General features: G+C 67.1%; 22 protein-coding genes, 1 tRNA gene and 1 pseudogene. 16 read left to right on the top strand and 8 right to left on the bottom strand.

Annotation, left to right across the window (positions count from 1 at the left end; all coding sequences use genetic code 11):
* Window positions 1-252 precede the first annotated feature (252 nt).
* From ON31_RS31025 to ON31_RS31005, 5 genes are all read left to right on the top strand, one after another.
* Window positions 253-1482: a lipase family protein gene (locus ON31_RS31025; RefSeq protein ID WP_039818710.1), complete on the top strand. Its 1230-nt coding sequence runs from the start codon at window positions 253-255 to the stop codon at window positions 1480-1482.
* A 36-nt stretch (window positions 1483-1518) separates the two neighbouring features.
* The gene (locus tag ON31_RS31020) at window positions 1519-2460 is read left to right on the top strand and encodes an acyl-ACP desaturase (protein WP_039818730.1); all 942 of its coding nucleotides are present in this window, start codon (window positions 1519-1521) and stop codon (window positions 2458-2460) included.
* Between the two features lie 3 nt (window positions 2461-2463).
* The gene (locus tag ON31_RS31015) at window positions 2464-3480 is read left to right on the top strand and encodes an alpha/beta hydrolase (protein WP_255222333.1); all 1017 of its coding nucleotides are present in this window, start codon (window positions 2464-2466) and stop codon (window positions 3478-3480) included.
* Window positions 3481-3626: 146 nt separating this feature from the next.
* Window positions 3627-3833 (top strand): hypothetical protein, encoded by a 207-nt coding sequence (locus tag ON31_RS31010; RefSeq protein WP_039818707.1) that lies wholly within the window; start codon window positions 3627-3629, stop codon window positions 3831-3833.
* A 165-nt stretch (window positions 3834-3998) separates the two neighbouring features.
* Window positions 3999-4075, top strand: a tRNA-Pro gene (locus ON31_RS31005).
* Window positions 4076-4377: 302 nt separating this feature from the next.
* Here the strand turns inward: ON31_RS31005 and ON31_RS31000 are convergent.
* A complete protein-coding gene (locus ON31_RS31000) occupies window positions 4378-5013 on the bottom strand; it encodes a TetR/AcrR family transcriptional regulator (RefSeq protein WP_051038042.1) in 636 nt (211 codons plus the stop codon).
* Between the two features lie 92 nt (window positions 5014-5105).
* Here ON31_RS31000 and ON31_RS30995 point away from each other — a divergent pair, with 92 nt between their 5' ends.
* The 7 genes and pseudogenes from ON31_RS30995 to ON31_RS38295 all read left to right on the top strand — a co-directional run.
* Window positions 5106-6005, top strand: coding sequence for an oxygenase MpaB family protein (locus ON31_RS30995; RefSeq protein WP_039818706.1), 900 nt, complete (start codon window positions 5106-5108; stop codon window positions 6003-6005).
* A 143-nt stretch (window positions 6006-6148) separates the two neighbouring features.
* A complete protein-coding gene (locus ON31_RS30990; protein ID WP_039818728.1) occupies window positions 6149-6571 on the top strand; it encodes an Hsp20/alpha crystallin family protein in 423 nt (140 codons plus the stop codon).
* Between the two features lie 679 nt (window positions 6572-7250).
* Window positions 7251-7424 (top strand): hypothetical protein, encoded by a 174-nt coding sequence (locus ON31_RS37120; protein ID WP_157533821.1) that lies wholly within the window; start codon window positions 7251-7253, stop codon window positions 7422-7424.
* Window positions 7396-7698 carry a cold-shock protein gene (locus ON31_RS30985; RefSeq protein WP_081592868.1) on the top strand — a complete coding sequence of 101 codons (303 nt, stop codon included), beginning with the start codon at window positions 7396-7398 and terminating at the stop codon, window positions 7696-7698. The genes ON31_RS37120 and ON31_RS30985 overlap by 29 nt, the downstream gene beginning before the upstream one ends.
* Before the next feature lie 39 nt (window positions 7699-7737).
* Window positions 7738-7974: a hypothetical protein gene (locus tag ON31_RS30980; RefSeq protein ID WP_039818705.1), complete on the top strand. Its 237-nt coding sequence runs from the start codon at window positions 7738-7740 to the stop codon at window positions 7972-7974.
* The gene (locus ON31_RS38300) at window positions 7971-8561 is read left to right on the top strand and encodes an MMPL family transporter (RefSeq protein ID WP_255222332.1); all 591 of its coding nucleotides are present in this window, start codon (window positions 7971-7973) and stop codon (window positions 8559-8561) included. Before ON31_RS30980 ends, ON31_RS38300 begins: the two co-directional genes overlap by 4 nt.
* 685 nt (window positions 8562-9246) lie before the next feature.
* Window positions 9247-9354 (top strand): annotated as a pseudogene (locus ON31_RS38295) (hypothetical protein); the annotation flags it as partial.
* Window positions 9355-9449: 95 nt separating this feature from the next.
* Here the strand turns inward: ON31_RS38295 and ON31_RS30970 are convergent.
* Window positions 9450-9791: a zinc ribbon domain-containing protein YjdM gene (locus tag ON31_RS30970; RefSeq protein ID WP_147287225.1), complete on the bottom strand. Its 342-nt coding sequence runs from the start codon at window positions 9789-9791 to the stop codon at window positions 9450-9452.
* Between the two features lie 28 nt (window positions 9792-9819).
* Entirely contained in the window at window positions 9820-10626 is an 807-nt protein-coding gene (locus ON31_RS30965; protein ID WP_039818724.1) for an alpha/beta fold hydrolase, read from the bottom strand.
* 203 nt (window positions 10627-10829) lie between these two features.
* Here ON31_RS30965 and ON31_RS30960 point away from each other — a divergent pair, with 203 nt between their 5' ends.
* Window positions 10830-12188 carry a YhgE/Pip domain-containing protein gene (locus tag ON31_RS30960; RefSeq protein ID WP_081592867.1) on the top strand — a complete coding sequence of 453 codons (1359 nt, stop codon included), beginning with the start codon at window positions 10830-10832 and terminating at the stop codon, window positions 12186-12188.
* Window positions 12189-12198: 10 nt separating this feature from the next.
* On the opposite strand, the gene ON31_RS30955 is transcribed toward ON31_RS30960, so the two are convergent.
* From ON31_RS30955 to ON31_RS30940, 4 genes are all read right to left on the bottom strand, one after another.
* The gene (locus ON31_RS30955; protein ID WP_115061687.1) at window positions 12199-13308 is read right to left on the bottom strand and encodes a hypothetical protein; all 1110 of its coding nucleotides are present in this window, start codon (window positions 13306-13308) and stop codon (window positions 12199-12201) included.
* 38 nt (window positions 13309-13346) lie between these two features.
* Complete coding sequence (locus ON31_RS30950) at window positions 13347-14783, bottom strand: glycosyltransferase 87 family protein (RefSeq protein ID WP_051038038.1); 1437 nt, start codon at window positions 14781-14783, stop codon at window positions 13347-13349.
* A 534-nt stretch (window positions 14784-15317) separates the two neighbouring features.
* Window positions 15318-15524 (bottom strand): DUF397 domain-containing protein, encoded by a 207-nt coding sequence (locus tag ON31_RS30945; protein WP_039818703.1) that lies wholly within the window; start codon window positions 15522-15524, stop codon window positions 15318-15320.
* Window positions 15514-16413, bottom strand: a complete 900-nt coding sequence (locus ON31_RS30940) for a helix-turn-helix domain-containing protein (RefSeq protein WP_039818701.1) — start codon at window positions 16411-16413, stop codon at window positions 15514-15516. The genes ON31_RS30945 and ON31_RS30940 overlap by 11 nt, the downstream gene beginning before the upstream one ends.
* 311 nt (window positions 16414-16724) lie before the next feature.
* On the opposite strand from ON31_RS30940, the gene ON31_RS30935 reads away from it, so the two are divergent.
* Entirely contained in the window at window positions 16725-16964 is a 240-nt protein-coding gene (locus ON31_RS30935) for a hypothetical protein (protein ID WP_039818700.1), read from the top strand.
* 184 nt (window positions 16965-17148) lie between these two features.
* Here the strand turns inward: ON31_RS30935 and ON31_RS30930 are convergent, their stop codons facing one another.
* Window positions 17149-18057, bottom strand: coding sequence for a LysR family transcriptional regulator (locus ON31_RS30930; protein ID WP_039818698.1), 909 nt, complete (start codon window positions 18055-18057; stop codon window positions 17149-17151).
* A gap of 135 nt (window positions 18058-18192) precedes the next feature.
* Here ON31_RS30930 and ON31_RS30925 point away from each other — a divergent pair, with 135 nt between their 5' ends.
* Both ON31_RS30925 and ON31_RS30920 read left to right on the top strand, forming a co-directional pair.
* Window positions 18193-19278, top strand: coding sequence for a tartrate dehydrogenase (locus ON31_RS30925; RefSeq protein ID WP_039818697.1), 1086 nt, complete (start codon window positions 18193-18195; stop codon window positions 19276-19278).
* Window position 19279: 1 nt separating this feature from the next.
* Window positions 19280-20581: a 2-hydroxycarboxylate transporter family protein gene (locus tag ON31_RS30920; protein ID WP_039818696.1), complete on the top strand. Its 1302-nt coding sequence runs from the start codon at window positions 19280-19282 to the stop codon at window positions 20579-20581.
* The last annotated feature ends 57 nt before the right edge of the window (window positions 20582-20638 follow it).

Genomic DNA, 20638 nt, shown 5'->3' with positions numbered 1-20638 from the left:
GGTCGGCGGTAGGTTTCGGGCTGATCTGTTGGATTGTCGGTGCCCGGCACACCGCCACTGTGACACGTCACAACGGCGTCCGCGCGGATTTCGGCGAGAACGCCCGGGCTGGACACATCACAGCCCGATCACCATCGGTACTGCCCGAAACTTGTGAGATATCAGGAGATTCCGATCGACTGCTGCTTTCGGTCGCTCGACTGAATAGCCTCTCCCGACATGGTTCGCGGGTGGACGAAGGGCAGTCGGGATATGCTTCGGCACGCACGCAAAGGAAGGGTTCGGATCTGGTCTCGCACGGCCGTGGCGCTCGCGGCCGGATTGCTGGTGGCAGTACTCGCACCGGCGGCGCAGGCCCGGCCGATTTACCCCGCACCCGATCCGGATCCGTTCTACGCACAACCCGCGGATATCGCCGAGTACGCACCCGGCGATGTGCTGGACATACGACCTATGCCAGCGTTGCCGATCTTTCCGGATACCGATATCACCCTGGTGAAGTTCCGTTCCACGAATTCCGCCGGCGATCCCATCGCCGCGGTCACCACGGTGCTGACTCCACACCACCGCGACATCGACGGTCCGCTGCTGTCGTATCAGCACATCATCAATGGCCTCGGCGCACAGTGCTCGGTGTCGCGGGTGCTCTACACCGACGACCCGAATCTCATGGTGCGCGAGGCCCCCGCCTACAACTTCGCGCTGCGCCGGGGGTGGAGTATCGCCATGCCCGACCATCTCGGGCCGAGCTTCGCCTACGGCGCGGCGAAACTGGGCGGTTTGATCACGTTGGACGGCATTCGGGCGGTCCAGCGGGTGGAGCAGTTCCGGCTCTCCGGCAGTCCGGTGGTGATGGCGGGCTACTCCGGTGGCGGCATGGCCACGGCCTGGGCGGCGGCACTGGCGAAAACCTATGCGCCCGAATTGCGGATCGACGGCGCCGCCGCGGGCGGGGTGCCCATGAATCTGGTGAAGATGCTGGAAAGTCTCGGTCTCGGCGCGCACCCGGTCTTCGGTCTCGCCCTGGCGGCCGGGCTCGGGCTGGAACGCGAATATCCGCGCCGCTTCCCGATCAGCTCCCAATTCAACGATCGCGGCATGCTGGTACGGCAGCAGATCGCCAATAGTTGCACCAACGACCTGCTCGCAGCGGGCGCTGGGCGCGGTGCACTCGACTTCGCCGCCAGCACCTCCATGATCGACGACCGCGAGGCGCGCGCCGTGGTGGAGGAGAACAGTCTCGAACTCTACGACGGCACACCGAATATGCCGATCTTCGAATGGCATTCGCCCATCGACGGACTGGTGCCGGTGGACGCGATCGACAACACCGTGCGACGGTGGTGTGCGGCGGGCGTGACGGTGCAATCGCTGACCGTGCCGGTCCCCGACCATCTGACCGCCGCCGTGCTCGGGCTGCCGCACGTGCTGACCTGGATCGACGCCCGCTTCCGCGGGGAAACGGCCACCGGAACCTGCTGACGAATCGAAATATCGCCACCGCCTGAGGAGTACGTGTTGTTCACCGCACTGACCGATCGTGAAATCCTGTTGGAATTGGAGCCCGTGGCCGAGCGGCATCTGAACAAACATCTGCGGCATGCCGAGGACTGGAATCCACACGACTACGTACCCTGGGACGAGGGCCGCAATTTCGCGGCCATGGGCGGAATCGACTGGGAGCCGGAACAATCCTCGCTGTCCGAGGTGGCCCGTGCCGCCATGGTGACGAATCTGCTCACCGAGGACAATCTTCCGTCCTATCACCGGGAGATCACGGACACCCTCGGGATGGACGGCGCGTGGGGTACCTGGGTGGGCCGGTGGACCGCCGAGGAGAATCGGCACGCCATCGTCATGCGCGACTATCTGGTGGTCACCCGGGCTGTCGATCCGGTCGCCTTGGAGAGCGCGCGCATGGCGCATATGACCACCGGAATATCCAGTCCCGAACAGATTTCACAGTTCCTCAGCGGTGTCGCATACGTGACATTGCAGGAATTGGCGACCCGTATCAGTCATCGCAATACCGGAATCGCTTGCGCCGAACCGGTCGCCGAGCGCATGCTGTCCCGTATCGCCACCGACGAGAACCTGCACATGATCTTCTACCGCCGCATCGGCTCCGCCGCATTGGATCTCACGCCCGATCAGATGTTGCGCGCCATCACCGACGTGGTGACCCGATTCCAGATGCCCGGCCTGACCCAGCCGGGTTTCCGGCGCAACGCGGTGCTGCTCGCCAAGAACGGCATCTACGATCTGCGCCAGCATCTGGACTCGGTGCTGCGACCGGTGCTGCGCACCTGGCGTGTCTTCGACCGCACCGACCTGTCGGGTGAGGGGGAACGCGCCCGCGAGGAACTGCACGCCTACCTCGAGGATCTCGAGGTGAAGGCCCGCCGCTTCGAGGAACAGCGCGACCGGGCGCTGGCCCGGGCCGCGGCGGCGGTGGGCTGAGCCGTGCGCGCGAGTATCGGCACGGCGATGGTGGCGGCGGCCCTGGCGGTCGCCCCGGTGATCGCGGCGCCGATGGTGTGGCCGGACCCGGTGGAGGTCGCCGATCCCACCGTGCTGCGCACCGAGCTGGTGGACACCGAGGTGCGCGGAAACCGTTGGGAGCGACTGCATATCGTCTCCGAATCCATGCGCCGCGTGGTGCCGGTGGATGTGCTGCGCGGTGCGGGGACCGCGCCCCGGCCCACCCTGTACCTGCTCGACGGCGTGGAGGCCGAGGCCACGTCCGACTGGATCACCCAGGGCGGCGCGCGGGAGTTCTTCGCCGACAAGCCGGTCGACGTGGTGCTCACCAGCGGCGGCATGGGCAGCATGTACACCGACTGGCACCACTACGACGCGAAGCTCGGACTCAACCGCTGGGAGACCTTCCTGACCGAGGAGCTGCCGCCCATCGTCGAGGACTATCTCGGCGGCAACGGCCACCGCGCCATCGCGGGCGTCTCCATGGGCGCACAGGGCGCGGTGATGATCGCCCAACGCCACCCCGGCCAGTATCGGGCCGTGGCCGGAATGAGCGGCTGCTACTCCACCGCCGACGAACTCGGCCGCGCCATCACCCGCATCACGGTGGGCTCCCGCGGCGGCAATGTGGACAACCTCTGGGGGCCGCCGACCTCACCGGACTGGTTGGCGCACGACAGTCTGCTCGGCGCCGAGCAGTTGCGCGGAACCACCATCCACCTGTCGGTCGCCAGCGGTATGCCCGGCCCCGCGAACCTCATCGCCCTCGCCCAGGCCCCCGATATCGCCGACGCCCTCGGCAAAGCCGGCGGCGGTGTGGCCCTGGAGGCCGGGGCGCGCAGTTGCACCGAACGGTTCGCACAGCGCCTGGCGCAATTGGGGATTCCCGCCACCGTGCACTACGCACCGGCCGGTCTGCACGCCTGGCCGGATTTCGCGGCTCAGCTGGAACCGGCGTGGCGGACCCTCGCGGGCGCGCTGGACGTTGCGGCGGAATGATTTTCGCCCATCGCCGCAGGCCGGACGGCCGCGCGGCGAGAAGTTCCGCATCCGGCGGGTTACTCCATGCGGCGCCGGGTAGTGCGACGACAGGGCCGCATCGCGGCCCACCTCGAAGCAAGACCGACGCACGGAAAGGAACCGTCATGGCGGATCCGAAGAATCCCGGCCAGTTCGGGAACCGCGAGGACACCGAAGAACAGGCCCGCAAGGGCGGTCAGGCCAGCACCGGCAGCTTCGGCAGCGAGAACGCCGCCGACCCGCACGAAGCCGGCCGCAAGGGGGCCGAAGCCCAGCCCACCGAGGCCAAGCAGCGTGGCGGCCAGCACAGCCACAGCGGCCCGGGCTCCTGACCCGCTGAACGGTTGTCGGGAAGAGGCCACCGGCTTCTTCCCGGCCGCCCAGCCCAACCCCCCGGTCCACCTCCCCGCCCCTGGCCGAACCCGGCCTGTTCACGCGATTTGCTCCCCGAGGGGGGTGGTGAGGTAATCTCGTCGAGCACCCGCAAGCGGGTGCAACGGGCTGTGGCGCAGCTTGGTAGCGCACTTGACTGGGGGTCAAGTGGTCGCAGGTTCAAATCCTGTCAGCCCGACCAGGTCGGAGGCGGTTTCCGCCTCCGACCGGTCATGTTTTGTGGACCAATGGCCTGTCGACGGTGTTGTCTTTGTCCCGATCGGCCTGGCAGCGGGCGGGTTTGCGCCTGGTCAACCGCCGCGTCATGAGTGTCGTTGCGGCCCAGGTCAAATGGGCTGCGGAATGGTCGGGCGCCGCGTCTCGATCGGTCGTGGTCGTCGCCGGTGACTCGGATCAGCCACCGCCAGGCCCTTCGAATCCACGGCGAGATGCCATTTGCGACCGTTGTGGCTGCCCGGCGGCAGGCACGACGGGCCGTGCCCTTCATTGTGCGGTGGGGTCGGTGATGGCGAGGGTGCCCAGCAGGACGGCTTCGACGGTGTCGGTGGATGGGGGTGTGGCGGTGACCGATTGCAGGAACAGTCCGTCCAGGGCGGCGAGGGTGGCGGTCAGGGCGATGGGGTCGGTGGTCCATCGGGCGAGGATGGTCCGCATCGCGTCGGTCCACGGTGCCAGGGCCGGGCGCAGTTCGGGGCGGCGCGCGGCCAGCAGGTAGAGCTCGTATTCGGTGATCAGTCGTTGCCGGTCGTGGCGCAGGATGTCGTCGAGGTAGTCGACGAACGTCCGCACCGTGGAGGCCTGCCCGAGCCGGGCGGTGAGGTCGGTGGTGAATCGCTGCACGCCTGCGGTGATCACCGCGGACAGCAGATCGTCCACGGTCGGGAAGTAGTAGGTGCCGGCGGTCGCGGCGACACCGGCTTCGGCGGCCACGGCCCGGTGGGTGATCGCGGCGACCCCGTCGCGTGCGGCCACCCGCAATGCCGCGTCCACCAGTTGCTCGCGGCGGCGCTGCCCGCGGGCTTTGCGGCCGTCCGGCCGTGTCGGTGTCGACTCTGTCTGCTCCTCGGTGATGCCGTGTCCGCGGGTGGCCTCGCCGGTCGCATGTGAGTCGGAGGTCATTGTTCCTCCTCTTGCCAACTACTTGAACACTTGTCGTACTATACCGCAGAACTAGTCGAACAAGTGTCGTAGATTCTTGGAAGGGGAGCGGCATGGGCCGATACGACCGACTGCGCATCATTGAACGCCTGACCCCCGAACGTGACTTCGAACTGATCCACCGGCTCGATGCCCAGTTCGAGTTCCCGATCGAGATCGCGCTCGGGTCGGAGCTGGCGCAGATCCACACCTTCGCCGTCCCCGCCATCGGAACTCTGCTGGCCCGCACCGGTGAATTCGCGCAGCGCCCGGCGAAACGCGCCGACGACACCGCGCTACTGCTGACGGAGGTCCTCGCGCACGGCATCGCCTCCGATCGCGGGCGACGTGCCGTGCGGCGGATCAACCGGGCCCATGCCCCGTACCCGATCTCGCAGGAGGATTTCCGCTACGTGCTGGCCACCTTCGTCGTGGTCGCGGCCCGCTTCGTCGACGCCCACGGCTGGCGCCCGATGTCGCCAACCGAACGCACCGCCCTGTACCTGTACTACCGGCACCTCGGCGAGCACATGGCCATCACCGACATTCCCGGCTCGTATGAGGACATGGCCGACTACCTCGACAGCTACGAGGCACGCTTCGTCGGGTACAGCGACGGTGGCCATCGGGTCGCCCTGGCCAACCGCGACCGCCTGGCCGCAGACCTGTTGCCGCGCCTGCCGTTGCGATTCTCCCGCGCCGTCGTCGACGCACTCACTCCCGACCACATCCGCCGCGCGCTGGCCCTGCCCGAACCCGGCCGCGCCACCCGCGCGGCCGTCACCGCGGTCCTGCGCACCCGTGCGGCGGTGCTACGCCGATGGTCGGCGCAGGGTGTCGACCTTTTCGATTTCCCGTGGCGGCGTAGCTATCCCGACGGCTACGACATCGACAACCTCGGCCCCGCCCTCCCCGTCACCAGGGACTGCCCGCTCGCCCCCACCCGTGGCACGAGCGAAAGACCGTCCCGATGAACACCTACCTCCACCTCGGCATGGCGATCGCCCCGCGAGATCTTGCACTCGACAGTGTCGAGTGCTAAAACTATCTATGTCTTCAGACACAGATTTTCTCATCTGCTTCACATCGAGATTGGAGTGAGTGGGAGGTGGCGACCATGCTGATGCGCACGGATCCTTTCCGCGATCTGGACCGGTGGACCCAGCAGGTGTTCGGCACGGCGGCACGTCCGGCGGCGATGCCGATGGATGCCTGGCGCGACGGCGACGAGTTCCTGGTGGAGCTGGATCTACCCGGCATCGACCCGGACTCGGTGGACCTGGATGTCGAACGCAACGTGGTCACGGTGCGGGCGTCGCGCCCGGAACTGGACCAGGACAGAGCGATGATCGCCGCGGAACGCCCGCGCGGAGAGTTCAGCCGGCAGTTGTTCCTCGGCGAGAGCCTGGACACCGACCGGATTCGCGCCGACTACCGCGATGGTGTGCTGCGGTTGGTGATTCCGATCGCGGAACAGGCCAAGCCCCGCAAGATCGAGATCACCCGAGCCGATCGCGAACGCCAGGCCATCAACGCCTGACTCGTGACGGACCGGCCGCCGGGAACACGCGGCTTGTCCCCGGTGACACCGATGCGTCGCGGGTCGATGACCTCGACGAGCGGCTGCTCGCACTGGACCCCGATCTCGAGGAACTGTTCGACGACGTCGAGCAGATCCTGCAAGCGGAGTTCACCCGGCTGACCCGCCCCCGGCGACGGCGGTCGCCGCGGAGCGGGCCCCGGGGACCGCGGGCGTTGGTGGGCACCGAGACGTCCGGGTGGCGCGGGCGGCGTCCGCCGCCGGGACCGGCTACCCAACGCGGCCCCCCCGGTGCGGATCCCGCGCACGGTCGCGGGGTTCGCGCCGAGCGGTCGCCAACACCGAGGCGCACGGAAGTGAGGTGATGCCCGTTCCCCGAATCGCCGCACACGCGTTCGCGGGCCGCGAGAGCACGCTGACAACCCTGCCGCATCGGCAACGAGCGGACCTGCCGGAGAGCAGGATTCGCGGGCACCGCCACCCGTGGTGGCATTGGCAGGCGGCGCGCCCCGCACCGCCGCGGACTCGGCGAATTCTTTCCTAGGTTGACGGTTCACGAGCGACTCCTTCGTCACGGGGTGGGGCCGGCACATCGGACCCACCCCCGACCGTGAGTCGCCTCCGCTGCCGACGCACTCGATTCGACTTCGCGATGTTCTGATGAGGAGGAAATCCGGCGATGCGCATCCGCCCTCCCGATCCCGATCCCGATCCCGATCGCGGCGCGCCCGCGACGCCGGCCCCGGCCGACCCCACGCGGACCGCGATCGACACCGCCGAGAGCGACCGCCGCCCGTACCGCATCTGGACTTCCCTGACCACCGATGACCCCTACGACTGCCTCGCCTACTGACACGCCCGCTGAGATCCACGCCGTCACCACGCCCGCTCGCTGGCGACACGGACACGTCGCCTGGTTCAACACCGAGAAGGGCTTCGGTTTCCTCATCCCCGACGACGGCGGGCACGCGGTCTACGTCGACTTCCAGACCATCGAGGGCACCGGCTACCGCGCCCTCGACCCCGGCCAACCGGTCGTGTTCACCAGCATCGACACCGGCCGCGGCCCCGAAACCACCACGGTGCGCCCATACACCCGCACCGACACCGGAGCCCGCACTCGTTGACCCACAACCGATTTCCACCCTCCATGCGAAAGGACCGCGATGGCACCGCAGCGGGCACACTCCTACCTCCTGGCCTTCCTCGCCACCCTGGCAGGCCTGGCCGCACTCGGCATCACCCCCATCGCGCTACTGGCCCTCACCCTCGCCGCCGCCGCGGTCGCCTTGACCGCGGCACTGCTACCACCCCACTCGGCACCCGACCCGACGACGAGACAGGACCCACCGTCGAACCGACGATCGCACGTATCCGCCGGATCGTGGCCCGACCCGGCATGACCGCATCGCCGATCCCGCGCGCGACGCCGGGCTGCGGGTGGTTCGCGGGCGGCGTCTATCCGGGGTTCTCCGCCGAAATCCCGCACACGCCTGAGGTTCTCGGCATCATCGCGGCGTTCGTGGTGTTGCTCATCACCTTCGGTGCGGTCGTGGCGGCAGGTCTTCCCATCGTCACCGCACTGGTGGGCGTGGGTATCGGGCTCGCTGGCATTCTGGGTGTCGCCGCGTTCGTGGACGTGCCCTCGGCGGCGACCTCGCTCGCTCTGATGCTGGGTCTGTCCTGCGGCATCGACTACGCGCTGTTCATCCTGTCCCGGCACAGGCACCACATCGTGCTCGGCATGACCACCGCCGAATCGATTCCGCTGGCCGTCGGCACCGCGGGCAGTTCGGTGGTCTGCGCGGCGGTGACGGTCATCATCGCCCTGTGTGGGCTGACGGTCGCGGGTATACCGTTCCTGACGGTCATGGGTCTGACCGCGACCGGTGCCGTGCTGGTGGCAATGCTCGTCGCATTGACGCTGCTGCCCGCATTGCTGGCCTTCGCCGGTGGTCTGGTCGCCACATTCGTTACTCCGCCCCTGTAGCCGGGCAAACCCGCGGAGGTGGCCCGCATCGCGGCCTATGAGCCGGAACGCACTTTCGGGCACACCTGGGGCCGGTTCGTCACTCGATTCCGTATCCCGCTGCTGGTGGCCGGTATTGCCGTCCTCGCTGTTCTGGCGATTCCGGCGGCTCGCATGGACCTCGGATTGCCCAGCGGTGCAACGGAATCGGAGACCAGTACAGCGCGGAAAGCCTACGATCTGGTGAGTGGGTCGTTCGGGGCCGGATTCAACGGCCCGCTCTTGGTGGTCGCCGATCTCCCCCAGGCGACCTCCGCCGACGCGGCCCAGACGCTGACAGGACGGCTGCAACAGGACCCTGATGTCGCCGTGGTGCGGCCCGCCGCCGCTGGAAACGGATTGGTCCTGCTCCAGGTGATACCCGCGACCGGTCCCGCGGACGACGCGACGAAGGACCTGGTGAACCGGCTGCGCGAAGATCGCGAAGAAATTCGAAGCGGAACCGGGGCAACGTATCTCGTCGGCGGAGCCACTGCCGCGAATATCGACACCTCTCAGCGTCTGGGTGAAGCGCTGCCGATCTTCCTCGCCGTCGTGGTCGGCTTGGCCCTGGTGCTGCTGACCATCGCGTTCCGCACCGTTCTGGTCCCAGGTAGAGAACGGCATCGCGCACTCCGCGCGAGTCGTGACGGCCGCGGCGCTGATCATGTTCGCCGTCTTCGTCGCCTTCACGACCGTGGACAGCCCGATCGTCCGACCGCTGGCCTTGACGCTCGCCATCGGCGTGCTGCTGGACGCCTTCATCGTTCGCTTGACGCTCGTGCCCGCGGCGGCCGCGCTCATCGGCGCCCGAATGTGGTACCACCCGCGTTGGTTCGCCCGGTATGTCCCCGATCTCGACAGCGCGTGTCAGACCTTCTTGACCACACTGGATTTCAGCTGCATCGCGCCGAAACCCACGATCTTGCAGTCGATATCGTGGTCTCCCACGCCCTGGACGAGGCGGAAATTGCGGACCTTGGTGCCGGCCTTGACCGGGTTCGGGCTGCCTTTCACCTCGAGGCTCTTGATCACGGTCACCGTGTCACCGTCGGCGAGCGGATTGCCGACCGCGTCCCGGATCACCTGCTCGCCGGTCGCCTCGGTCTCCTCGACGGTCCACTCGTGCGCGCATTCCGGGCAGATAAGCAGCGATCCGATCTCGTAGGTGAATTCGCTCGCGCACGCGGGGCAGGGCGGTAGGGCACTCATGGACATCCTGTTCGGGTCGGCCGCGGGTTCAGCTGGTGAGGAATTCGATGAGGGCGCGATTGACCTCGTCGGGCTGTTCGAGATAGCCGTAGTGTCCGCACTTCTCGATCTCGGTGTATCGCGCACCGGGGATGGCCGTCGCGACCTCGCGCCCGAGCGCGGGCGGGACCATCCGGTCATCGGCGAATCCCACGACCAGGCAAGGTCTGGTGATGTGCGCGTAGTCGGCCAGCCGGTTGCGGGAGCGATCCATGCCGAGCTGTGCTCGCACACCGACCGACGGTGTGGCGGTCGCGCCGTACTCGAAGATGTCCAGCCACTGCTGGGCGCGCTCGGTGTCGGCGAGAGTGTGCGGGGACAGATTGAGGATCGCCTTGATCGCGGCCGCGTATTGGGGTGGCAGCGCGACCTTTTCGTCGATCAGGGCCTGTTCGCCGCGGTTGAGGGTGTGCGCGACCGGGTCCGGCCTGCCGGTCGCGGCGAGGAGAACCGCCTTGTCGATCAGATCGGGCCGGGCCAGGGTCAGTTCGGCCACCACCCGGGCGCCCATGGAGGTGCCGACGATGTGCGCGGGTGTTCCACCGAGATGCTCGATCACGGCGGCGGTATCGGCGACCAGGTCGTCCATGGTGATGCCGTCGGGGGATTCGTCGGAGGGCGCGATGCCGCGGTTGTCGAAGGTCGCCACTCGGAATCCCGCCTTGACCAGTGCCGGTACTTGATAGGTCCGCCAGACCCGCCCGGGACTCCCGGATCCCATCACCAGCACGACCAGCGGGCCGGTTCCGGTGACGTCGTAGTTCAGTCGAATCCCGTTGAGGGTTGCGGTGGGCATCATCCTTCTTCCAGTTGCTCACACGATCGATTGCGAACATTAGCAATCAGGCAACAGCATGAACTCGGTGGGCGGGTATTCCCCTGCGGCGACCGGTGTTCCCGACTCGCGGTGTGGGCCTCGGTGTCGACCTGGGATGTCCGACACATTCGGCGATGTTGACATTGACTACTTTGTAGTCGCTGCCTACATTGACAGCCATCATGACGAACGACGCAGACACCTCGGCGGCCGAGTCGAGCCGTCCCCCTGCCCACCGCGCGCCGCCCCGGCGCGGGCTGCTGCCGCCCGTCGCCATCGTGACCGTGCTGGCGGCGCTGTTCGGCTACATGTATCTCGGCTACACCTCCGCGCCGGAGCAGCATCTGCACGACTTTCCGCTCGCGCTGGTCAATCAGGACGTCGGCGATACCTTCGACGGAACGCCGACCAATATCGGCGACTCGATCACCGAGGGGATCGTCGACGCGGTGCCCGCGGATCAGATCGATCTGCGGTTGCTCGGCATCAATGAGGCGCAGTTGCAGCTGCGGTCGGGGGAGATCTACGGCGCCATTGTCATTCCGAGCGACTTCACCAAGCGGCTGGCGATCCTCGGCGCCGCGGCGGTGGTGCCGGGTGACGTGGAGCGGCCGATCATCACCGTGCTGGTGAACCAGCGCGCGGGCGCGTTCGCGGCCCAGATCACGAATATGATCGCCGAACGCGCGCTGACCCAGGTCAATACCACCGTCGGCACCCAGCTCACCGATCTGGTGCAGGAGAAGTTGCGGCCCGCGCCGGGCGCACCGGTGACCGAGATCAGCGGCGCTTCGCGGCTGCTGTTGGACCAGCCCATCGAGATGGTCTTCACCGACTACCGCCCGCTCCCGGATGGCGCCGGACACGGACTGTCGGCCTTCTTCTACACCCTGGTGCTACTGCTCGCCGGATTCATCGGCGCGGTCATCATCCACACCATGACCGATGCCCACTACGGTTACGCGCCGGCCGAATACGGCCCGTGGTATCTGCACCGGTCCCCGCTGCCGATGAGCCGCTGGCGCATCCTGCTCGTCAAATGGGGTCTCGCGGCCCTGACCGCCCCCCTTGCATCCGGGGCGCTGCTCGGCGCGGCGCTGCTGCTGGACATGCCGGTCGACCGCCCGTTGCCGATCTTCCTGTACGGCACCCTCGCCGTGTTGGCGGTCGCGGTGACGGCGCTGGCGGTGCTGGCCGCGTTCGGCACCGCGGGCCTGGTCCTCAACATGATCGTCTTCGTGGTCCTGGGCCTGCCCTCCTCCTCCGGCACCGTGCCGGTGGAAGCCACCCCGCGCTTCATCGCCGATCTGGCCACCTTCGAACCCATGCACCAGATCTACCTGGCCGTCCGCTCCCTGCTCTACTTCGACGGCAACCTGGAATCCGGTATGGCCCATGGCTTCTGGATGACCGTTCTGGGCCTGGCCATCGGCGTGATCCTGGGTGCCATCGCCACCCACACCTATGACCTGCGTGGCTTCCACCGCCTCGGTGTCCCGCACAAGCGCGCACCGGCCTCGGAGGCCGGCAGTCGGGAGTGAACTTCCGGGGTTATGTCCGCATGCGGGCGAGAACTTCGTGTGTCTGTTCCGGTGTGAGCTCGTCGACGACCTTCACGTCGGCGGGCAGTGACCGGAAGGTGCGGTTCGAGCCGATGATGCGTTTGGCCCAGGGTGGGCCGATCACCAGGGTGCGGGTGCCCTCGAAAAGGGGTACGTCGCGGGGGTGTCCTTCGCCCCATACCCAGGACTGTTCGGCGACGTTGCGGGGTTCGGATACGTCGGATGCGGCCGCGCGGTAGTCATAGAGGTTGAATGATCCGATGATGTGGTTGCGTGGGCAGTCGTCGGTGGTGCCGCGGAGGTAGTCGAAGAGTTCGGGAGGGTTGTCCGCCGTGGGGATGCCGAACCGGCCCAGAGCGTCGGCCAGCAGGACGTGCAGGGTGAAATTGTCGGCGATGCCGTCGACCTCGACTCGGAAGGCCCGGCCCTCCAGCGGGCACAGCACCAACCAGGTTTGGTCGAGTTCCACGCCGAGCAGAACGTCGAGCCAGTGGGCGCCCGCATCGGCGACAGCGGCGGCGGCTGCGACCAACTCCCGGTCGTCGACCGCTCGTCGCAGGACGACCCGGTCGCGGGTCAGTGCCGCGACGGCGGGGCGGGTCCACTGGTCGAGAAAATAGAGGCTGGTCGCGCCCTGCCGGTCGTCGGCTCGTCCGGCCCGGAAGAGATCCCGCGGGATGGGCCGGTCGTCGATTATCAGCGCGGCGTCGGCCATGGCCTCCTCGAGGTCCTCCTCGTTCGGGTCGATGTCGGCGGGGAGCGGAGGAAGTCGGCGAAGGCACCAGTCGGCGTAGCGGCGAGCCGCATGCAGGACGGGGGCGAGCTTGGGCAGGAGTGTGTCGCCGAGCCTGCGGGCCGACGCACCGGCCTCGACGAGCGCGCCGGCGGTAATCGCCACGTGGGCGACACCGTCACCGTCGTCGATGTGGGAGCGGGACAGGCGGTCCAGCAGAACCTCGAAAGCCTCGGCCATATCGCCGTCGCCCGCGTCGAGGGCGGCATACAGGGTGTCCTGCGCCGCGTATACCCGAGCCAACTCCCAATCGACTCCGTCGACGACTCGTGCCAGGTCACGCGCCGCCGTCACGATGTCGGTCATCCAGTCCTCCTGTCGCCCACCCATCCGAGGGCGGCACTTTAACCCACCGACCGGCTTGCGGCACACCCTATTTCGCTGACTCGGTCAGGTCGGCGGCCCAGTCGCATCCACCCCGCCGTCACATCCCCGTTCCGCCGTTGCCGCGCGTGGGTGGGAACGTGCCGGATTACATACACGGCCGTCACCAGGAACAGCAGCAGGTAGCAACCCGAGTAGAAGGGCACGGCGATATGGGCCCACCAGGCGGGTAGGTCGTCGCGGGGGAGCATGAACAATCCGATGCCGATGGGGTGGGGTGCGTCCTCGAGTGGTGGACGGTCCGGGTAGTTCCACCACCAGCAGAAGCTGGCGAGAAAGACAGTCGCGCACGGCAGCCAGCGGTAGCGGGTGCGACCGGTGTGGGCATGGTGCAGGGCGAGGACGAACAGGACGGCGAACCAGACCCAGTGGTGTCCCCAGGAGAACGGTGACGCGCAGGCCGCGGTCATTCCGGCCACGGTGAGCGACAGCAGGATTCGGCCCGATCGGTGGGCGCGCACCGCGGCGTAGAGTCCGAACAGGACCAGCGGAACGGCCACGGTCAACCACATCCAGGTCGGCGGGGCGTACACCGTCGAGGTGGGGCCGTGCACGGCATAGCGATCGACATCGTAGAAGCGCAGCAGTTGCGCGAGGAATCCGTTGACCGACTGATTGGCCGGTGAATCAACCGGGCCGACGCGGGCGGGTGCGTTGAACTGCCTGCCCCAGTAGGTGGTGGAATCGGTGGGCCGGATCAGGAACCCGATGCCTATCGTCGCGGCGAAGGCGGCCGTCGCGGTCCAGAAGGTGCGCCACTGTCGGGTACAGGCGAGATACACCAGGAAGAACGCGGGGGTGAGCTTGATGCCCGCCGCGATGCCGACGGCCGCGCCGCGCAGCCGGGCACCGCCGGGGCGGGTCAGATCCCAGACGATCAGCAGCACCAGGAAGATATTGATCTGCCCGAGCCAGATGGTGGAACGCACCGGTTCGAACGCGGTGCACACCACCGCCAGCGCGAGCGCGAGAATCCAGGTGCGCACGGTGTCGCGGTAGCCGAGCACGCGCAGGCAGACCGCGACGAGTGCGACGAGCGCGACCACGATCGCCGTCCACCACAACACCTGTGCCACCGCCGGAGTGGTCAAGGTGAACACCACGAACAACAGCGCGGCGAAGGGTGTATAGGTGAACTCCATATCGAAGAAGACCGGCGTGTCGTAGAGACTCACGCCGTAGCGGATGGCCTCACCACCGGCGGTGTAGACGTATCGGTCGACGTCATTGCTGAACAGGCCGTAGTACGGATTGCCGATCGGAATGGCGTAGACGTGCCACACCAGCACCGCCGCCGCCGCGAGGAGCGCGACCGCCGGCAGGGCGGTGGGAATGTCGTGCCGTGGCCGTTCGCGTTCGGCCGGAACCGTCGGGCGCTGGTGCAGTGTCGTCGTCATCGCCGAGCGTTCGGCCGTATTTCGCGTCGATATCGGCAACCGGGCCTCCATCCTGTGCGGGAGCGTCGGCACCGGCCAGGCCGTCCACCGTGACCGGGCGAGTGCGCGACTTCTCAGCTGCCCGGCGCCCCTGCCCGGCGCCGCAGCTGACGATAGCGGGCGATTCGCCAATGCCCCCGCATTACACCGCGGGTGTCGATCGTTCGGCTGGCGGGCGGTCGGACACCGCGGCGTTCACCCGGCACGGTCCACCTCCGCCTGCTTGCGCCGGGGATGGTGACGCTGCTGATCCCGTGACCGGGACGGTGGGCCGCGGCCATCGCCTACCGGCCGGGGATGGGTCACTGTCGGCCACCGTGGAGTGGATCAGGCGCTGTCCGGGAGCTGGATGATGTGGCGGACGCCGACGGGGTGCAGCTCCTCGACCTCGGCTCGGGAACCGAACCAGCGGCCGAAACCTTCGGGCGTGGTGCGGGCGGTCCCACACCCGCTCGTGCGGGCGTCGTAGCTCGAGTCGATGCTTGTCTCGGCCGTTCAGGGCCGATCGAATTCCCCGTCCCTCACACCGGATACGAAGGCGTCCCATGCGCCGGGGGAGAAGATCAGCGCCGGACCGGTGGGATTCTTCGAATCGCGTACGCCGACGTGACCATTGCCGAGATGTGCGGCCTCGACGCATTCCTTGCCGGACGAGCTGCGGCTCGAGGTGAACCATTTCGCTCCGGATAGGTCAACAGTCACGTTCGTGCTCCCTCGCTGCGTCACGGATCAGTTGTCCGGACTGTACTTTCGTCAACGCTACCTGGCGCAGTTCGCGCAGTGCATCCCGATATCGGCGTACCTCGCTGTCCCGCTCCAGGTACAGATCACCGGCGTATTCCTCGACGTAGACGATGGGCGGCTCGGTGAGCTTGGACTGCGGCAGCACCGGAAATTCCAGCAGGATGAAGCTACCGACCAGGACTCCCAGGTGATGCCGGGCGGTGAAGGGGACGACCTGGATCGAAACGTTGGCCATATCCGACAGGCGCACGAGATGCCGCAACTGCCGTGCCATCACGGCGGGTCCTCCGACGCGATCCCGCAAGACGGCCTCCGACAGCAGGACGTCCATCTGAAAGTCGCTGTCGTCGAGGCGAGCTTGACGCCGCGTGGCTACCTCGATGCGGCTCTCGACCGCTTCGGGCGACAGCGGAGGGACTTCCGACCAGGCCAGCGCACGTCGGTAATCGGGCGTTTGGAGCAGCCCGGGGACAACGCCGGTCTTCCACGCGGTCAGTCGGTGTGCTGATTCCTCCAGTGCCAGGTAGTGGTCGAAATCGGTGGGCATCTGGGCATCCGCGTACGCCCGCCACCACCCGCCGCCGCGCTCCCGGGCCGATCTGACCTCCTGCTGTAGACCCAGCAACACCTTTCGCTCGTCATCGCCGGCTCCGTACGCATCGCAGAGGGCGTTGATCTGGAAGGAGGTGACGCGCGTCGACTGACCTTCCTCGATACGGCTGATGGATTGGGGCGAAGTCTCCGCGATGCGGGCCGCTTCGGCTTGGTGAATGCCCCTCGTGGTTCGGAGTCTTCGCAGCTCCCGGCCCAGAGCGCGGCGTGCGAGGGTGCTGCCGGAAACAACCATGTCGTTAGCCTCGCTGTTGAGTGACACCGTTTTTGGAGGTCATCAGGTGGCGGCTGTCATGTGGTGCGTGCCGCGCAGAAAGTCTGGCATATTTCGATAGGAATCCGCTATCTGAGAATTCCAAACACGGGCAGCCGGGTGTCTACTTGGCATCACCCCCGGTGGCCGGGAACTCCGCCGACCAGCTTCCGAACCCTCGAACACGGCTCGGATCGTGCTGAGTGTGCCCCTCTCGGAAGAGGATTCGGGTTCGGGTCCGGGCAGTACCGGTCATCGGGGGTCCCACCTCCATCCAGACGCGAAGGCTGATCATGTTGGTTGTCGAGGACAGATCGTTCGAGGACTGCGCCGCTCCGGGGAAAGACCGGTGGACCGAACGGGAGGCTGGGCTGGTGTGGGCGCTGCACCGGGAGCATCCGGTGACCGTCTGCGCGGCGAAGGCGGCGGCGCGGGCCATCCTGGTTCGCTGCGGGCGGTTGCGGCGCAATCGGGTGTTGATGCCGGTCGAGCACGGCAGGCATCGCGTCACCGGCAAGCATGAGCGCAGGTGAGCCGCTGTGGGTTTCACCTACGAGGCACCGCGCAACCTCGAACTGGCCGATTGCGGGCTGGACCCGTCGACCGTGCGGACGTACGAGGAGCCGACGGTGGTTCAGTTGCACCGTGATTGCGACCCGGCCGACTGCCGGTTCGCGGCGCGCGCCGGTGGGGCGAGCCCTGCTCCACGGCCACGGGCTACGGGAGCGTGATGCGTTCTCGCAGACCGCTTTTCAAATGGTCGATAACGGCTCTGGTGCGGCGGGGGAGGGCGGGCGGTGCGGCGAAGACGGCGTAGATGTCGGCACTGGGTGTCGGGATATCGGCCAGGACCTGGGTCAGCACGCCCTGGCGCAGCAGCGGGGCCACATGCCACAGCGAACGCATGATCAGGCCGCGCCCCTCGAGGCACCAGCGGGTGATGACATCGCCGTCATTGCTGACGAGATTGCCCGCGACGCGGATCGCGGCCTCCTTACCGTCCGGCTCGAATCGCCAGAGCGCGTAGTCGCTGTCGTTCTCCTTCAGGACTATGCAATTGTGGCGCTCGAGTTCGGACAGTTCGGCAGGTGCGCCGTGTCGACGTATGTACTCGGGTGCTGCGCACACGATGCGGCGATTGCGGCACAGGCGGGTCGCGGTGAGCCGGGAATCATGTAGTGCGCCCACATGAATATCGATATCGAATCCGGTGCCAGCGATATTCAGTGGCGCCGAGGAAAGCTCCAGGTCGATCTGGACCCCGGGATGGGCGGCGACGAATTCGGCGACCAGCGCGGCGATGTGCGCCCGGCCGAGTCCGATGGTCGAGCGGAGGTGCACGCGTCCGTGCAATTCGTCGTGCTGTTCGGAGAGTGAATCCTCGAGTTCTTCCAACTGTGCCGCGATCGCCGCGGCCCCGGCGGCGTAGCGGCGGCCCTCGGGGGTGAGCGTCAGTCGGCGGGTGGTCCGGTGGATGAGGGCGACACCGAGCCGAGTCTCTATCTGGGTGAGGCGTTTACTCACCGCGGACACCGAGACGCCGAACTCGCGCGCGGCCTCGGTGAGGCTGCGACAGCGGGCGAGGATGTCGAAGAACAGGATGTCGTCACTGAGTCCGCCGCGCACCGCGCCTCCCTTGTTTCCGATTCGGAAAGAGTCTTTTGCGCGTTCAGCGCTTTCGTTGCCGAGAGATCGAAGCCTACCGTTGTGATCCACCCCACAGGAACTCGAAAGTGGGCAGTGCGAAGGAGATTCACCACGATGGGTGACACATATCGTATCGCGGCGATTCCCGGTGACGGCATCGGAAAGGAAGTCGTTCCTGAGGGAATTCGGGTACTACGTGCTGCGGCGCACCAGTTCGATTTCCGACTCGAGTTCGAGCACTTCGACTACGCGAACGCGGACTATTACACGGCCACCGGGAAAATGTTGCCCGACGGCTGGTTCGACGAACTTCGGCGGTTCGACGCCATCTTCTTCGGTGCGGTCGGATGGCCGGATGTGGTACCCGACCACATTTCGTTGTGGGGCAGCCTGCTGCAATTCCGTCGGCACTTCGACCAGTACGTGAGTCTGCGTCCGGTGCGCCTGCTGCCGGGCGTCACCAGCCCGCTGGCCGGGCGCGTGCCCGGAGAGATCGACTTCTACGTGGTGCGCGAGAACACCGAGGGCGAGTACTCCAGCATCGGCGGCCGGATCTTCGAGGGCACCGATCGCGAGACCGTCGTCCAGGAGACCGTGATGACCCGCGTCGGTGTCGACCGCATCCTGCGCTATGCCTTCGAACTCGCCCAGCGCAGACCGGGCAGGCATCTGACCTCGGCGACCAAGAGCAATGGCCTCTCCATCTCGATGCCCTACTGGGACGAACGCGTCACCGCCGTCGCCGCCGAATTCCCGGAGGTCACGGTCGACAAGTTCCACATCGATATCCTCACCGCGAACTTCGTGCTGCATCCGGACTGGTTCGACGTGGTGGTGGCGAGCAACCTGTTCGGTGACATCCTCTCCGATCTGGGCCCGGCCTGTACGGGCACCATCGGTATCGCTCCAAGTGGAAATATCAATCCGGAGAACCGTTTTCCCAGTCTGTTCGAACCGGTGCACGGTTCCGCGCCCGATATCGCCGGACAGGGCATCGCCAACCCGATCGGCCAGATCTGGAGCGGCGCGATGATGCTCGACCACTTCGGCGAACACGCCGCCGCGGCCGCGGTACTGGCCGCGGTGGAATCCGTGCTGGCGCAGGGCCGTAACGCCCTGACACCGGATCTGGGTGGCACCGGCACCACCGAATCGCTGGGCAAGGCGATCTGCGCGCAACTGGAACGTACGGCGGGTTGACATGAGTCTGACGGACAGGACCGGCCGGACCTTGCGGCGCGGTCTGCCGCGCCTGGACGGGGTGCCGCTGCTCGTTCCGGTGGCGTTGACCGCCGTCGTACTCGTCGCGGGCGTCTTCGACGCGGTGCCGGAGAACATGATCGGCGGACTGGCGGTGATCGTCGGCCTCGGCACCCTGCTCGGACCGCTCGGCAATCGCCTGCCGGTCATTTCGAGAATCGGTGGGGGAGCGCTGGTCTGTCTGATGGGACCGTCGATTCTGGTGTACCTCGGTGCTTTCGAACAGAACACCCTCGACGCGGTGACGGTGCTGATGAAGCAGGCGAACTGGCTGTACTTCGTGATCAGCACCCTGGTGGTCGGCAGCATCCTGGGCATGAGCCGACAGCTGATGGTCGGTGGACTGGTGCGCATCTTCCCGCCCCTGATCGCCGGTACCGCGGTCGCGGTCGCCGCCGGACTCGGCACGGCGATGGCCTTCGGCTACGACTTCCACCGTGCGCTGTTCTACATCGTGGTGCCGATCATCGGCGGCGGGATCGGTGAAGGCGTCATCCCACTGTCGTCGGCGTACGCGTCCGCACTCGGCGGCGAACCGGGAAGCTATGTGGCCGAACTGATTCCGGCCGCGATCATCGGGAATATCGTCGCCATCATCACCGCGGGCGCGCTGCGCCGGCTCGGCGATCGCCGACCAGCCCTGGACGGCGGTGGGCAGCTGGTGAAGTCTCCGGACGCGGCATTGGTGACCCGGCCACCGGAAGTGAGCGACCGCGAACCGAACTACGCGTTCGGCGTACTCACCATTACGGGCCTGTTCGTATTCGCCACACTGCTCGAGCACGTGGTGCACCTGCCCGCGCCGGTACTGGTGATCGTCCTGTCGGTGCTGTGCAAGCTGTTCGGCGTGTTCCCCGCGGTGGCGGAGACCGACGCGCGCGCCGTCTACAACATCATCTCGCGCCACTTCATCTACCCGACCATGGTCGGTCTCGGGATGCTGTACCTGCCGTTGGTCAGCGTCATGGGTGTGCTGTCACCGGGCTATGTGCTCGCCTGCGCGGCCGTCGTGCTGACCATGGCGGCGACGGGATTCGTGGTCGGGCGCGTCATCGCGATGTACCCGATCGACGCTGCGCTGGTCACCGTGTGCCACAGCGGGCTCGGCGGCACCGGCGACGTGGCGATCCTGTCCGCGTCGCAGCGTATGAACCTGATGCCGTTCGCGCAGATCTCCACGCGCATCGGCGGGGTGTCGACAGTCATCTCGGCGGCCTGGTTGATCCGCGTCATCCCGCACTGACCTCCGCCGTACAGACCGGATGGCTGCCGGTCGGGGGGGATCGGTGATCCGGTCCGG

The sequence above is a fragment of the Nocardia otitidiscaviarum NBRC 14405 genome, assembly GCF_000308635.1.
Taxonomy (GTDB): Bacteria; Actinomycetota; Actinomycetes; order Mycobacteriales; family Mycobacteriaceae; genus Nocardia; species Nocardia otitidiscaviarum.
The sequence above is the reverse complement of the archived record's forward strand: the minus strand, read 5'-3'. Positions and strand labels throughout refer to the sequence as shown.

Bases quoted from the DNA above. Each gene is read 5' to 3' on its own strand.
- ON31_RS31025 (WP_039818710.1), top strand. From the start codon at position 253: ATGCTTCGGCACGCACGCAAAGGAAGGGTTCGGATCTGGTCTCGCACG.
- ON31_RS31010 (WP_039818707.1), top strand. From the start codon at position 3,627: ATGGCGGATCCGAAGAATCCCGGCCAGTTCGGGAACCGCGAGGACACC.
- ON31_RS31000 (WP_051038042.1), bottom strand. From the start codon at position 5,013: ATGACCTCCGACTCACATGCGACCGGCGAGGCCACCCGCGGACACGGC.
- ON31_RS30995 (WP_039818706.1), top strand. From the start codon at position 5,106: ATGGGCCGATACGACCGACTGCGCATCATTGAACGCCTGACCCCCGAA.
- ON31_RS30990 (WP_039818728.1), top strand. From the start codon at position 6,149: ATGCTGATGCGCACGGATCCTTTCCGCGATCTGGACCGGTGGACCCAG.
- ON31_RS37120 (WP_157533821.1), top strand. From the start codon at position 7,251: ATGCGCATCCGCCCTCCCGATCCCGATCCCGATCCCGATCGCGGCGCG.
- ON31_RS30985 (WP_081592868.1), top strand. From the start codon at position 7,396: ATGACCCCTACGACTGCCTCGCCTACTGACACGCCCGCTGAGATCCAC.
- ON31_RS30980 (WP_039818705.1), top strand. From the start codon at position 7,738: ATGGCACCGCAGCGGGCACACTCCTACCTCCTGGCCTTCCTCGCCACC.
- ON31_RS38300 (WP_255222332.1), top strand. From the start codon at position 7,971: ATGACCGCATCGCCGATCCCGCGCGCGACGCCGGGCTGCGGGTGGTTC.
- ON31_RS30970 (WP_147287225.1), bottom strand. From the start codon at position 9,791: ATGAGTGCCCTACCGCCCTGCCCCGCGTGCGCGAGCGAATTCACCTAC.
- ON31_RS30965 (WP_039818724.1), bottom strand. From the start codon at position 10,626: ATGCCCACCGCAACCCTCAACGGGATTCGACTGAACTACGACGTCACC.
- ON31_RS30960 (WP_081592867.1), top strand. From the start codon at position 10,830: ATGACGAACGACGCAGACACCTCGGCGGCCGAGTCGAGCCGTCCCCCT.
- ON31_RS30955 (WP_115061687.1), bottom strand. From the start codon at position 13,308: ATGACCGACATCGTGACGGCGGCGCGTGACCTGGCACGAGTCGTCGAC.
- ON31_RS30950 (WP_051038038.1), bottom strand. From the start codon at position 14,783: ATGACGACGACACTGCACCAGCGCCCGACGGTTCCGGCCGAACGCGAA.
- ON31_RS30940 (WP_039818701.1), bottom strand. From the start codon at position 16,413: ATGGTTGTTTCCGGCAGCACCCTCGCACGCCGCGCTCTGGGCCGGGAG.
- ON31_RS30935 (WP_039818700.1), top strand. From the start codon at position 16,725: ATGTTGGTTGTCGAGGACAGATCGTTCGAGGACTGCGCCGCTCCGGGG.
- ON31_RS30925 (WP_039818697.1), top strand. From the start codon at position 18,193: ATGGGTGACACATATCGTATCGCGGCGATTCCCGGTGACGGCATCGGA.
- ON31_RS30920 (WP_039818696.1), top strand. From the start codon at position 19,280: ATGAGTCTGACGGACAGGACCGGCCGGACCTTGCGGCGCGGTCTGCCG.